At 50.0% G+C, this 13,169-nt stretch carries 13 protein-coding genes and 1 tRNA gene; 11 read left to right on the forward strand and 3 right to left on the reverse strand.

The annotated features are described in order from the left end of the window. Positions 1 to 157: 157 nt before the first annotated feature. Together WC959_00660 and WC959_00665 are read right to left on the reverse strand one after the other, a co-directional pair. Complete coding sequence (locus WC959_00660) at positions 158 to 658, reverse strand: acyltransferase (protein MFA5687655.1); 501 nt, start codon at positions 656 to 658, stop codon at positions 158 to 160. Continuing rightward, positions 655 to 1,488 carry a glycosyltransferase gene (locus WC959_00665; GenBank protein ID MFA5687656.1) on the reverse strand — a complete coding sequence of 278 codons (834 nt, stop codon included), beginning with the start codon at positions 1,486 to 1,488 and terminating at the stop codon, positions 655 to 657. The genes WC959_00660 and WC959_00665 overlap by 4 nt, the downstream gene beginning before the upstream one ends. 167 nt (positions 1,489 to 1,655) lie before the next feature. Here WC959_00665 and WC959_00670 point away from each other — a divergent pair, with 167 nt between their 5' ends. The 11 genes from WC959_00670 (at position 1,656) to WC959_00720 (ending at position 12,872) form a co-directional block, all read left to right on the forward strand. After that, entirely contained in the window at positions 1,656 to 2,471 is an 816-nt protein-coding gene (locus tag WC959_00670; protein ID MFA5687657.1) for a glucose-1-phosphate cytidylyltransferase, read from the forward strand. Beyond that, positions 2,429 to 3,556: a CDP-glucose 4,6-dehydratase gene (gene rfbG, locus WC959_00675; protein MFA5687658.1), complete on the forward strand. Its 1,128-nt coding sequence runs from the start codon at positions 2,429 to 2,431 to the stop codon at positions 3,554 to 3,556. The genes WC959_00670 and rfbG overlap by 43 nt, the downstream gene beginning before the upstream one ends. Further along, positions 3,549 to 4,868 (forward strand): lipopolysaccharide biosynthesis protein RfbH, encoded by a 1,320-nt coding sequence (rfbH, locus tag WC959_00680; GenBank protein MFA5687659.1) that lies wholly within the window; start codon positions 3,549 to 3,551, stop codon positions 4,866 to 4,868. Before rfbG ends, rfbH begins: the two co-directional genes overlap by 8 nt. Before the next feature lie 2 nt (positions 4,869 to 4,870). Next, a complete protein-coding gene (locus tag WC959_00685) occupies positions 4,871 to 5,578 on the forward strand; it encodes an FAD-dependent oxidoreductase (protein MFA5687660.1) in 708 nt (235 codons plus the stop codon). An 8-nt stretch (positions 5,579 to 5,586) separates the two neighbouring features. Continuing rightward, positions 5,587 to 7,284 carry a thiamine pyrophosphate-binding protein gene (locus WC959_00690; protein ID MFA5687661.1) on the forward strand — a complete coding sequence of 566 codons (1,698 nt, stop codon included), beginning with the start codon at positions 5,587 to 5,589 and terminating at the stop codon, positions 7,282 to 7,284. Between the two features lie 5 nt (positions 7,285 to 7,289). Then, positions 7,290 to 8,243 (forward strand): NAD(P)-dependent oxidoreductase, encoded by a 954-nt coding sequence (locus WC959_00695; GenBank protein ID MFA5687662.1) that lies wholly within the window; start codon positions 7,290 to 7,292, stop codon positions 8,241 to 8,243. 136 nt (positions 8,244 to 8,379) lie between these two features. Beyond that, entirely contained in the window at positions 8,380 to 9,225 is an 846-nt protein-coding gene (locus tag WC959_00700) for a glycosyltransferase (protein ID MFA5687663.1), read from the forward strand. 169 nt (positions 9,226 to 9,394) lie between these two features. After that, positions 9,395 to 10,030 carry a hypothetical protein gene (locus WC959_00705; GenBank protein MFA5687664.1) on the forward strand — a complete coding sequence of 212 codons (636 nt, stop codon included), beginning with the start codon at positions 9,395 to 9,397 and terminating at the stop codon, positions 10,028 to 10,030. Next, positions 10,027 to 10,908, forward strand: coding sequence for a nucleotidyl transferase AbiEii/AbiGii toxin family protein (locus WC959_00710; protein ID MFA5687665.1), 882 nt, complete (start codon positions 10,027 to 10,029; stop codon positions 10,906 to 10,908). Before WC959_00705 ends, WC959_00710 begins: the two co-directional genes overlap by 4 nt. A gap of 772 nt (positions 10,909 to 11,680) precedes the next feature. Then, the gene (locus tag WC959_00715; protein ID MFA5687666.1) at positions 11,681 to 12,520 is read left to right on the forward strand and encodes a lipopolysaccharide kinase InaA family protein; all 840 of its coding nucleotides are present in this window, start codon (positions 11,681 to 11,683) and stop codon (positions 12,518 to 12,520) included. Beyond that, positions 12,504 to 12,872 carry a DUF488 family protein gene (locus WC959_00720; GenBank protein MFA5687667.1) on the forward strand — a complete coding sequence of 123 codons (369 nt, stop codon included), beginning with the start codon at positions 12,504 to 12,506 and terminating at the stop codon, positions 12,870 to 12,872. The genes WC959_00715 and WC959_00720 overlap by 17 nt, the downstream gene beginning before the upstream one ends. Before the next feature lie 70 nt (positions 12,873 to 12,942). Here the strand turns inward: WC959_00720 and WC959_00725 are convergent. Further along, positions 12,943 to 13,027 (reverse strand) — tRNA-Tyr (locus tag WC959_00725). Positions 13,028 to 13,169: the final 142 nt, after the last annotated feature.

A 13,169-nucleotide genomic window follows, 5' to 3' on the forward strand; every position in this document is an offset into this window, starting at 1 on the left:
CTGTGTGATCTGCGGTTTAAAAACTAAAATCAAAAACTGATTTGGCCATTTTACAGTATATTGCATTTTGGTCTGAACTGTTTTGCATATCACTGCATTTTAGTGCCGGTGCGGGTGCTTTTTCACGGGTATTCAAGAGGTACGGTTCGCAGAAGGCTCACTCTGAATAGCCGCCAGTGTCTTTTATATGTTTTGCAGGAACTCCGCCGACGATTGTATGGGCGGGCACATCTTTTGTCACAACAGCTCCGGCTGCCACAACGGCACCGGTTCCGATAGTGACACCTTGCAGAATAATGGCACCGCAGCCGATCCAGACTTTGTCTTGTACTGTGATCGGTTTATGTGTGGTTCCTCTGGTCTTTCCCGGGATCGAAGCGGTTCCATGAGAGATCGTCTCAAAGCAAACCCTTGGCCCGATTTGGCAATAATCTCCAATAGTAACCCGTTCCTTTAGACAGGTGATGTGGACATCCCTGTTGATCATACATTTTTTCCCGATCCTAAAATTTTTTTTATTATCAATGGTCAGATTTCCCATCATCGTACTGCGCCCATGTCCTTTGATGCCGCCGGCCCGATAAAAGTAAGAGCGGAATTTGTCAATTTTCGGTCGGCTAGGCAGGTGATTAGCGATATAAAACAATAATGGTTTCATTTTTCACTCCTGGATGTATCCCGCTGGCGGGATGCAAGAAAATCGGAATCTCTCATGAGAAAAAGGCGTGGGAAGTAATTCCAAACTGGTTGAAGGATTTTTATCGATAATTTGTAACGAAGTGGCCATACGGGACGATAAGGTTTAGTCTTTTGCCGGATTTTGTCTTTTACATGGTTCGGAGAAGGGTTTTTAGAGAGTTGCGTTGGGCTTTTTGTGAAAAGGTATAAAACTTTCCAGATGATTTTGATCCGCAGTTTCTTTTTACAGATTCTGGCCCAGAAATCTTTATCACCGGCAGAGAAAAAAGCAGGGTCAAAATAACCGGTTTTTTTATAAATATCTTTTCTCCACGCAGTAAACGGACCCGGCCGGATGCTTAATCTTCTCTTTTTCATGCAGGAAAGATCAAAGCTGTTTCTATATTCGTCTTCCTGCTGGTAGGCTATAAGCGGGGTGCAGACATCAATCGAAGATGACTGGGAGAATGCGTCAATCACCTTTTCTAAAAGTGCCGGATGCATGTAGTCATCCATATTGCTGTAACAGACAAGCGGAGCCGTTGCAGCCTGCCATCCGATATTCCAGCATTCATATAAGGTTTTTCTGTCGTCAAAGGTGATTAACCGGCAATTTTTGTGTCTTTTACAGAATGGTTCGATCCGGTTTCTTTCCTTTTCAGGAGAGGCGGTTTCTATAAATAGAAATTCCGCTTTTTGAAACGCAGTCTGCCGGAGAATTTCGTCAAATTTTTTCTCTACATACCGGATATTGCTGTACGTGCTGATGATTACAGAAATAGCCGGCATATTGTCCGTTGTGAATTTCATTTTTACTCTTTTACGCAAAAAACGACTTTAGCTTTATATTATTGCATTCCTGATGTACAAGTCAGGCTGTTTTTTCATCTTGTATTCTAGATATGATTGGAACATTTTTACGAGAGGATTATTTTGCTAATATGTTTTCACGGAGTGGGCAGTTTTAAGGAAAAGCAATGACTGAGATAAAAAAAGTACCTGCAGCAATGATTCTTTGTGGTGGGCAGGGAACCCGGTTGCGGGATGTTACGGAGATTCTGCCCAAGCCGATGGTGCCTGTCGGCCCGCATCCGATCATCTGGCACATCATGAAAGGCTATGCCGCCTTTGGTGTGAAGCGTTTTATTCTTTGCCTGGGCTATAAGCGCGAGGCGTTTATTGACTATTTTCTCAACTACCATGCCCGGGCGGCGGATGTTACCATTAGACTGGGACGACAAAACGATATCATCTATCATAACGGGCATTGTGAAGAGGGCTGGGAGGTGACACTTGCTGATACTGGCGACCGGACAATGACCGGCGGGCGGATTGCCCGTGCTTCCAAATATTTGGAACCGGATGATAACGAATTTTTTATAACCTATGGAGATGCGGTGTCCGACATTGATTTTGCCGCTCTGCTGGATTTGCATCGTGAATCAGGGAAAGTCCTCACTGTCAGTGCTGTGCACCCGGCCGGCCGTTTCGGCGAGCTGGGAATTGATGCGACGGGAAACGTGACTGGTTTTCACGAAAAACCCCAGACCGAACAGGGGTTTATCAACGGCGGGTTTATGGTGGCTGATCGGGCCATGCCGGAAAACTATCTGCGTACGGACGGATCGCTTGTTTTCGAGCAGGAGCCGATGCGCAGAATTCAGAAGGCCGGTCAAATGGCAGCCTTCCAGCATCAGGGTTTCTGGCAGTGCATGGATACCGCCCGCGAGCATCAGTTGCTGAATGAGCTGTGGGATTCCGGCAAGGCTCCTTGGACAAAGGGCTGGAAATAATGTTTGGCGGCTTTTATCAGGGAAAACGGGTGTTGCTGACCGGACACACGGGGTTTAAAGGCAGCTGGTTGACCTGCTGGTTGCAGCGGCTCGGCGCCGAGGTTTGCGGTTGTGCTCTGCCACCGTCAACAGAACCGTCGCACTGGAGGCTGCTCAATCTCGATATACGCTCGGAGATGGTCGATATCCGTGATTCTCAGGCCTTGAAAAAACTGTTCAACGATTTCAAACCGGAGATTGTTTTCCATTTGGCGGCGCAGCCGCTGGTACGCGCGTCCTATCGCGATCCGGTTGGAACCTGGTCAACGAACGTTATGGGTACGCTCAACGTGTTTGAAGCCTGCCGCAAAACGGAATCGGTTCTGGCGATTATCAATGTTACCAGCGACAAATGCTACGAAAACCGTAAATGGGCGCGCGGCTATCGCGAAGACGACGCAATGGGCGGCTACGACCCCTACAGCGCATCCAAAGGCTGTTCGGAACTTTTAACGGCTTCGTACCGGAATTCTTATTTTAACAACGGCGAATTCGGACGGAAGCATCTTACTTTACTGGCCAGTTGCCGCGCCGGAAATGTAATCGGGGGCGGAGACTGGGCGGAGGACCGGCTGGTGCCGGATATCATGCGGGCAGTGAGCGAGAGACGTCCGGTGGATATCCGTAACCCGTATGCGACTCGTCCCTGGCAGCATGTGCTCGAACCGCTGAGCGGTTATCTGCTTGTCGGACGGTACCTGCTGGAAAAGAAACCGGAGTTTGCAGCCGGCTGGAATTTCGGGCCGGCGGATGATGCCGATCTCTCCGTGCGCGAAGTAGTGGAAAACATCAAGCTGCACTGGGATCGGATCGACTACCGATTCGCTTTGGATGCGGAAGCGCCGCACGAGGCGCACCTGCTGAAGCTGGACTGCGCTAAAGCGCGGAAAGAACTGGGCTGGCATCCGGTATGGGACAGTGCGCGAACCTTTAAGAAGACTGTCGGATGGTATCGTGCATATTATGAAACCGGTGCGGTGACAACTGAATCTGATATTTTGGAATACGAACGGGCTGTGAATTTAGGAGAAGTAACGAATGGATAGGGCGGGCACGTTACGCAGTGAAATTCTGGGAAAAGTAAGAGAATTCTACAGTGCCGCCCATGACCGGAGCAGCGAGGCGTTTATTCCGGGAAAAACGCGGGTCAACTATGCCGGACGGGTTTTCGATGCAGAAGAGTTGGTTCAGCTTGTCGATTCCTCGCTGGATTTTTGGCTGACGGCCGGCCGCTATGCTGAAGAGTTCAGCGGTAAGCTGGAAGACTTTTATGACGTATCGGATGTTATCCTCACCAATTCCGGCTCGTCCTCGAACCTGCTGGCAATCTCTGCGTTGACTTCCGAAGCACTGGGCGACCGGCGGTTGATCCCCGGCGACGAGGTCATTACGGTATCGGCAGGATTTCCGGCCACAGTCTCGCCGATTATCCAGAACCGGCTGATTCCGGTTTTTCTGGATGTGGAGATCGGAACCTACAACATCGATACGTCAAAGCTGGACGAAGCCCGGTCTCCGGGAACAAAGGCGGTCTTTATCGCCCATACGCTGGGCAATCCGTTCAACCTCGATGCAGTCATCGCATTTTGCGAAAAACATGACCTGTGGCTGATCGAAGACAATTGTGATGCCCTCGGCAGCACGTACCGGGGAAAGCTTACCGGAACTTTCGGCCACATTGCCACCGGCTCGTTTTATCCGGCGCATCACATCACCACCGGGGAGGGCGGCTGCGTGATTACGGATGACCCGCAATTGGCGCGCATCATCAAATCGTTCCGTGACTGGGGTCGCGACTGTTATTGCGAAGGCGGCGAGAACAACACCTGCGGATGCCGTTTCACCAAACAGTACGGGGCTCTTCCGGAAGGCTACGACCATAAGTATGTCTATTCGCATATCGGCTATAACCTCAAAATGACCGACATGCAGGCCGCCATCGGCGCGGCACAGATGGACAAGCTGAAATCTTTTACCGCCCGGCGCAAAGAAAACTTCCGTCTGCTCACCGAAGGTTTCTGGGGATTGGAAGATTTCTTTATTCTGCCGCAGGCCACGGAGCACAGCGATCCTTCATGGTTCGCTTACATCCTCACATTGCAGGAAAACGTGCCGTTCAGCCGCGTTGAACTGGCACAGTATCTGGACCGGAACCTCATCGAAACCCGCGGGCTGTTTGCGGGCAACCTGCTTCGCCAGCCGGGATACATGAACATCGAACACCGCACGGTCGGCGACCTGAAAAACACCGACTACATCATGAACAGCACGCTCTTCATGGGCATATTTCCCGGATTGACGGAAGCAAAAATCAGTTATGTCATCGAAAAGGTGCGCGACTTTGTGAAACAGTTCTAAGTATGGCCAGTCCGGTAAAAATAAAAGCGACGGTTGCTGATGTGGAAAAACACACTGGATCGGTGGTGAGTTACCGTTTTATTCCGCAGGGCCGGGTGCCGAAATTTCATGCCGGACAGTTTTTACATCTCGCACTCGATGAATATCGTCCGGATTCACAGTGGCCGGAATCACGCGTTTTTTCTATCGCATCAGCGCCTTCTGAACGGCATGAAGAGCTGGCTGTAACCGTTTCAGTCAAGGGGCGGTTCACGGAGCGGATTTTCCAAACCTTGGGAAAAGGATCGGACTGCTGGCTGAAACTGCCCTACGGCGAATTCCTTTTTCCGCCGGACCGGCATCTTGTGTTGATTGCCGGCGGAGTCGGAATTACGCCGTATCTGTCTTTGCTCAAGCAGATGCTGGAGAAAAAATCGGAGCAGGCAGTAAGGCTTTGTTATGGTGTCCGTTCGGCGGAAAATCATCTCTTCGGCGAACTGATTGAACGCTGTGAGACAGAACTTCCGAGCTTTGAAAAAGAAGTCTGGTGTGAAGACGGTTCGGTCTCCGGCGAAAAGGGGATTCTGGATATTGATGCCATTCACGCCGCCGCGCCGGACGGTTCAATTTTTTATCTTTCGGGCCCGCCGGCGATGATCAGCGCGTTTAAAAACCGTTTACTCGATCTCGGCACAGACGCCGGGCGCATCCGTACAGATGACTGGGAATAGGGCAACGCATGAAAGCGTCAGATTATATAGCGGATTTTTTGCATGCGAAAGGCGTACCGTTCATTTTTGAAATGATCGGCGGAATGGTTACGCACATCATTGATTCTGTTCATCAGAAGGGGCATATCCGGATTGTCAGCATGCACCATGAACAGGCAGCCGGATTCGCGGCTGAGGCGGTAGGGCGCATGAGCGGAATTCCGGGGGTAGCGCTGGCAACCAGCGGGCCGGGGGCAACCAATCTGGTGACTGCTATCGGAAGCTGCTACTTCGATTCGGTGCCAACGGTTTTCATTACCGGGCAGGTTAATACGACCGAGCTTTCCGGCGACCGGGCAATCCGTCAGCAGGGCTTTCAGGAAACCGATATCGTATCGATTGTAAAGCCGGTTACCAAAGCAGCCTGGCTGGTGAAAACAGCGGAGGAACTTTCGTTGATTCTTGAGCAGGCATTTCAGCTGGCTGTTGAAGGCCGGCCCGGACCGGTTCTGATTGATATTCCCATGGATGTGCAGCGCATGAAAGTGGTACCGCTGCTGGCTGAACCCGTGAGCAGAAAACCGGTTGCAGAGGAGACTCTTGAATTCGCCGGGCGGGCATTAAACGCTTTGACTGCGGCTGAAAAACCGCTGCTGCTGGCGGGCGGAGGTATCCGTTCCGCCGGTGCAACGACGCAGTTTCGCAAAATGACAGATTTATTGAATATTCCGGTGGTTTGTTCACTGATGGGTCTGGACGTACTGCCTTTCAGTCATCCGTTAAAAGTTGGAATGATCGGCACGTATGGCAACCGTTGGGCGAATCAGGCTCTAATGAAGAGTGATTGCCTGCTCGTGCTGGGCAGCCGGCTAGATGTCCGGCAGACGGGAGCGGATGCAGCCGGCTTCAAAGGGGATCGCCGGATTTTTCATGTGGACTGTGAACCGGGTCAGCTCAACAACCGGGTGACCGGGTGTGATATATGTGTGGCGCATCTGTCAGATTTTGTTACGGCCATGCTTCAGGTCGCGGTCGATGTTCCGCGCCGCAAACGGACGGACTGGAACGAGTGGATATCCGGCAAGCGAAGTCTTGCGCCGGATACGGAAGAACTTAAGGGCTGCAAAGGCATCAATCCGAACAGTTTTATTCATACGCTGTCCGCCGCATCCGTGGAAGCTTCGGCCATTCTGGCCGATGTCGGCAAACACCAGATGTGGGCGGCGCAATCGATCGAGATCGGTAAGGAACAGCGGTTCCTGGTGTCAGGCGGCATGGGTTCCATGGGTTTCGCGCTGCCCGCGGCCATCGGAGCAACGCTGTCTTCCGGCAGGCCGGTGGTGGTAGTGGCGGGGGATGGCGGCATGCAATGTAATATTCAGGAACTCGAGACCATTTCTCTGCACAAGCTCCCGGTGAAAATAGTTATCCTGAATAACAACAGTCTCGGAATGGTCGGGCAGTTCCAGGAGGAATATTTCGAATCGCGGATGCAGTCAACCATTTGGGGTTACAGCGCCCCGGACTTTGAGGCGGTTGCCCGTGCATACCGGATTTCCGCAAAAACGATCCGGAACCCTGAAGAAGTGGATGCGGCGGTTCAGTGGCTCTGGAGTGATCCCGGCGCACCTGCACTGCTGAATGTGATCATCGATGTGGATACAAAAGTTTTTCCGAAAACATCCTACGGGCGGGTTCTTGATGACATGGATCCCCGTCGTGAGTGAGTCCGATGAACGAACTTTCTAAAAAACGGATTTTTCTTACCGGCGGCACCGGCCTGTTCGGTAAATGGCTACTGGACCGTTGCAAAACTCTGGAAACAGAACTGGTTGTTCTGAGCCGGAATCCGCAGCAATTTCTTAGGCAGTCGCCGGCCTTTGGAAAAAATAAAAACATAACATTCATTCAGGGCGATGTGCGGGATTTCAATTTTCCAGACGGCCCGTTCGATTATGTCATTCATGCGGCGACTGAAACCGGCGCAAAGCTGGAAAAGGAAAATCCGACCGAACTGTATTCTGTGATTGTCGATGGAACCCGGCGGGTCCTCGAATTTTCAAGACAGACAGGTATTAAGCGGCTTCTATATGTCAGTTCCGGCGCGGTCTATGGCGTTCAGCCTCCGGAACTGTCTCATATTCCGGAGACGTTCCCGTGCAATCCGGTTACAGTTTATGGAAAAGGCAAGCTTCAGGCTGAACAGATGTGTTTAGCATCCGGTATCGAAACCGTTATTGTCCGGCCGTTTGCTTTTGTCGGGCCGTGGCTTCCGCTGGATGCACATTTTGCCATCGGTAATTTCATCGGAAACTGCCTGCGCAATGAGCCGGTCGAAATTAAAGGTGACGGCACACCGTTGCGCTCTTATATGTATGGGTCTGATCTTGCAGACTGGCTGCTGACACTTCTGCTCAAGGGGCGATTCGGAGAAGCGTATAATGTGGGGTCTGAAGAGGCGATCAGCATCGCCAATCTGGCCCGGCTGGTTCGTTCGGTTTCTGGAGCGGAGAACGAAATTAGAGTTGCACAAGAGACAGTACGGGGTGCCTCGGCTATGCGATATATTCCCTCTACACAAAAAATTTTTGACGAGCTAGGTCTGCGCTTGCAAATAGAGTTGAAGAATGCCATCGACAAAACAGTCTGTTGGTATTTGTTTCAGAGAAAATGTGCACAGGCATAAGGACGGTCATTAGATCGTGCGTTGGATAGGAGTGATTAACGATAGTTACATAATGATCGAAATAGTTGTAACTGGCACTGGAGCAGATTTAGCTTAAAAGCTTATTGCCGGTTAGGATGGGAGAAAGCCGTTTTCTATGGATACAAACAAAAATATTTCAGTAATTGCTGTTGTCTATAATGAAGCACAGCGAATCGAAAATTTTCTGAAATCATTCCGATGGAGTAATGATCTTATTATTGTTGATAAATCATCAACGGATAATACACGGGACATTGTGCTGCAATACACCCCGAATCTTATAATTGTACCTTATAGCGATACCGGGGATGAAATAAAGTATGGTGTTGAAATCGCTAAAAACGAGTGGATCATGACGGTTACCGCGTCAGACACAATTCACCCGGAACTGGTTTTTGAATTACTGAATTTGATTAATCGGGAGGATTTTGATTGCGACGTTGTTTCGCTCCCTTTTGCGTTATATGTGTTTGGAATACGAAACCCCAAACGTTCCCCATGGCGTGCGACATCCAAAAAGCTTTTGATGAAAAAAACTGCGCTAAAAACGTCAACAGAAGTTCATCACGAGATTTCTGCAGCGTCCAACAAGATATATAAGATGGGGTATCGGGAGAAAATAAATTTATATCATCTGACACATGAGAATATGGCGACATTCTTCGAGCGGCACAATCGCTATACACGGCTTGAGGCGGGGTTGTTCCAGGATGAAAAAATTGCATTGAAAACCAGCCTGCGAGACTTGTTTGAGTCAATAAATTTTATCTTATTTAAGAAAAAAAGTTACCTGTTGGGATGGGACGGTATAGCAGTAGGCTTGGCTTATATTTCCTATTATATAATGAAATACCTTTATGTATGGGAACGGTTTAGAGGTAAAGGATCTGATGTGTATAAGGACATCCATCAGCAAATATTCAGCATATGGGATGCCCGTCCCGGCGACACTAAAAAGTAAGTGGTTTCGGAACTTTTTTCGCCGCTTCGTCCAGGCAGGCGATGTCCTTCGTTTTTCGGATATCCGGAAATGGAGGGCCTCGAAATAGGCTACTTGGGCGGACAAAAAACATGATATTTTGATCATAGTATGTATTGATTTACTATACATATATGTATTAAATATCACCATGAATTCTCTAAGAGATCAGATTGAAAGCGATGAGTTTGACTATCAGGTTTTAATGGATGCCCTGTCGGATTATGCGGCTCCAAGGGCACGTGTTACCGCGTTGTTGCGTTCCGGGGAAATTATTCGGGTTAAGAAGGGGCTGTATGTGTTTGGCCCGCACCGCCGGAAGTTTCCAGTCTGCAGGGAACTGCTCGCTAATCTGATTTACGGACCTTCGGTTGTTTCGCTGGAAAGTGCGCTGGCTTATTACCGGCTGATTCCGGAGCGGGTTGATGCAGTCACATCGGTGACGACCGGGCGTCCCGGCAGATTTGAAACGCCTCTGGGACTTTTTATTTATCGGCCGACACCTGGGCTTTCTCTCGGAATCGACCGGTTGACCGGATCGGCGAACCGGGCTTTTTTGATGGCAGTGCCCGAGCGGGCGCTTGCGGACAAAATCAGGGAGGATCGCGCAACGGGGTTGCGTACGCAGCAGGATATGGAGGTTTATCTCTACGAAAATCTAAGGATGGAGCCGGAAGCCGTTCGCGATTTCAGTCCGGATATGCTCGAACAGCTGGCAGAGTGTCTTTGCTCACATAAGGTGCGTGTATTAGCCGGATTGGTCCGGTCTGCAAGGAGAAAACAATGAACCTTGCGATAAAAACGATGCTGGAACGGTATGACTGCCGCGATGCCGGGGATGTGGAGAATGCCTTGCGGGAAGTTTTTCAGGAACTGGCGCTTCTGGGGCTTTGGCGGGCGAAATTTTTTGAGCATGCTGCATTTTACGGGGGTACGGCTCTCAGGATTCTATACGGGTTACCCCGGTTCTCGGAAGATCTCGACTTTTCATTGTTAACGCCGGACCCTGGATTTAAATGGGGTGCGTATTGCACTTCAATCGAACGGGAACTGAATGCATGGGGATTTCCGGTTACGGTGACGGAAAAAACAAAAGATGCGGGAAGCGCGATTGAATCAGCTTTTTTAAAAGCAGATACCCTGACACAGATGCTGCTGATTGAAACGCCGAAGCCGTTGAGGACGGGAATACATGGCGATCAACGCCTGCGAATTAAGCTGGAAGTGGATACGAATCCTCCGCCGGATTTTAAAACAGAAACCAAGTTTTTGATGCAGCCTTTTGCTTTCCCGGTTCGGGTGTATGCCGAATCATCACTTTTTGCCGGCAAAATGCACGCTGTGCTGTGTCGCGCATGGGGTAGACGGGTCAAGGGACGGGACTGGTATGATTTGGTTTGGTATGTAGCCCGCAACACACCGCTTGACCTTCATCACCTGGAACAGCGGATGCGTCAAGCCGGGCACTGGAACTCTCCGGAGCCGATGAATGAGGATATATTCAGAGAACTGTTGGCAAAACGGATTGCTGCGGTGGATATTGACTCCGCAAAAAAAGATGCGGAACGGTTTGTTAGCGATCCGGATTCGATAGTCGTCTGGTCGCAGGATTTTTTCCGGCAGATAGCAAAGAGGATAACAGTTCAACAAGCAGAACAGGCCTGAACGTTTGGCTCTCGTCCATCGAAAAAACGGAGAATGCGACAACGCCGGTGATTACTTTTCTTGTCGGACAGATGGTCGGGGAAAAACATGGGGCAGGCATTCCTGCCTGCCCTTTTTCATCGTTGGCAAAGGGAATGCCAATTCTGCGGGATTCTCCGGATACAGAGCAGACTGGAAAGTCTGCTCCACGATGCTGCACCCTGAGCCTTTTCCTGTCTTGCCGGACAGATGGTCGGGGGAAACGTGGGGCAGGCATTCCTGCCTGCCCTTTTTCATAGTGAATTGAGCAGGCAGAAGGGAATGTCAATTCTGCAGGATTCTCCGGATGCAGAGCAGACTGGAAAGTCTGCTCCACGTCTTTGCCACTCAGGCCTTCGTTCTTTGTATTTTCCAATTATTTTCCGGCAGGACGGATATTATTTATCCTGTAAATCCTGTCCAATATATCTACCGGATTCTCCGGATACAGAGCAGACTGGAAAGTCTGCTCCACATCGCTACGACCTGAGCCTTTTCCTGTCTTGCCGGGCAGATAGTCGGGGAAAAACGTGGGGCAGGCATTCCTGCCTGCCCTTTTTCATGGTGAATTGAGCAGGCAGAAGGGAATGTCAATTCTGCCGCATTCTCCGGACATTGAGCAGACTGGAAAGTCTGCTCCACTGAGCCTTCGTCCTGTGAGTTTCGGACGTTAGATCTCTTTTTGCTTCTGTAAGATCTGAAAAACTTTGTTGAGGGGATTGTGCCGTAAGCGAACTTCTGTATGTTAGACAATATGAAAAGGGTCTGTTACATCAAGCCGGATGTCCGTGAACAGTTCGGAGCATCCGCCGGCGATCTGGAGTTTTGGCTGGACGCAGAAGTCGGCCGGCAATTATTCCGCGAAAAAGCAGGACGGGAGATCCGGGTGATTGATATTGCCGGGCAAAGATTTTTCCTTAAACGGAGCGGCATTGAATCCATTGTCCGTTCGTTGCCTATGGTGTTTTTTGGATTGCGCCCGTGTTCCGGCGCTTTACGGGAATTGCGAATGCTGCGGTGTTTACAGGAGTCCGGATTTGATGTGATGGAGCCGGTGGCATGGGGAGAAAAATCGGCAGGGCTTACTAAACATCGCGGATTCCTGCTGGTTCGCAATGTCGATGGTGTGGAAGCGAAAGAATATCTGAAAACCGCATCGCTGGAGGAGCGGCATCTTTTATTGGAGAAAACCGGCGAATTAACCGGCCGGCTGCACGCAGCGGGTTTTTTTCAGGCGATTCGGCTGAAAGATCTGATATGGAGTGAAAACCGGCTGGTGCAGATTGATCGGGAAACACTGCATCCGTGGAAAACCCGGTTTTCCCGCAAACGGTGTATCGATGCACTGGAGCGGGGGATTCGCCGGACGTTCAGGGAAGAGCACCAGTTAACGCTTTGGGATACGCGGCATTTTTTTAAGCAATATGTGCGTTGTATATCACCCCGCTGGAACATTACTCCTTCTGCATTGTTCCGGCGGGTATTGGTGCCGGTGATTAAGAAACATCAAAAATGGCTGCGAATACGGCAAACAGGTTTTTCTTCCAACGGAAATGAAGACAGAATATCCTTTCGGCATGAATGCAGTAATTAATGTAAAGCGGATTTATGACGGTTATGATCCCGCCGACGGATTCCGCATCCTGGTCGACCGGCTCTGGCCGCGCGGTGTCAGTAAAGAGAAAGCGCATCTTGATCTGTGGGCGAAAGACATAGCACCGACGGATAAAACCCGTGAGGCGTTTCATCATGAAGACGATAAATGGGCTCAGTTTAAAAAAGAGTATACGGCCGAGCTGGAAAAAAATTCAGAAGCGGTTCAGGATTTATTATCCGCCATCAGAGGAAAGAAAAAAGTCACTCTGCTTTTCGGTGCGAAAAATGTTCAGCATAATCAGGCGGTTGTGTTAAAGGCATTTCTCGAGCGTGGCAAACCGCGGCATTAGATAACGGCCGGCCGGGTCATGTTGAATGCGAGCAGAGTCGTCGTCGTTCTCAGGGTTTATGAATTTTGAGTGGTGGTAGGAGAAGGATTCGAACCTTCGAAGGCATAGCCAGCAGATTTACAGTCTGCCCCGTTTGACCGCTTCGGTATCCTACCATTCATAAAAAAGCGCATACCTTAAACAAAAAATCCCGTTTGTCGACTGTGAAAAAAAGAAAAACCGGATTGCCGGAGAATTGCATCATTGAGTTCGGGTGTTAAATGATTACTGTATCTCAGTATCCCGACAGCTTATTTC

The organism is Kiritimatiellales bacterium (assembly GCA_041656295.1).
Lineage (GTDB): Bacteria > Verrucomicrobiota > Kiritimatiellia > Kiritimatiellales > Tichowtungiaceae > Tichowtungia.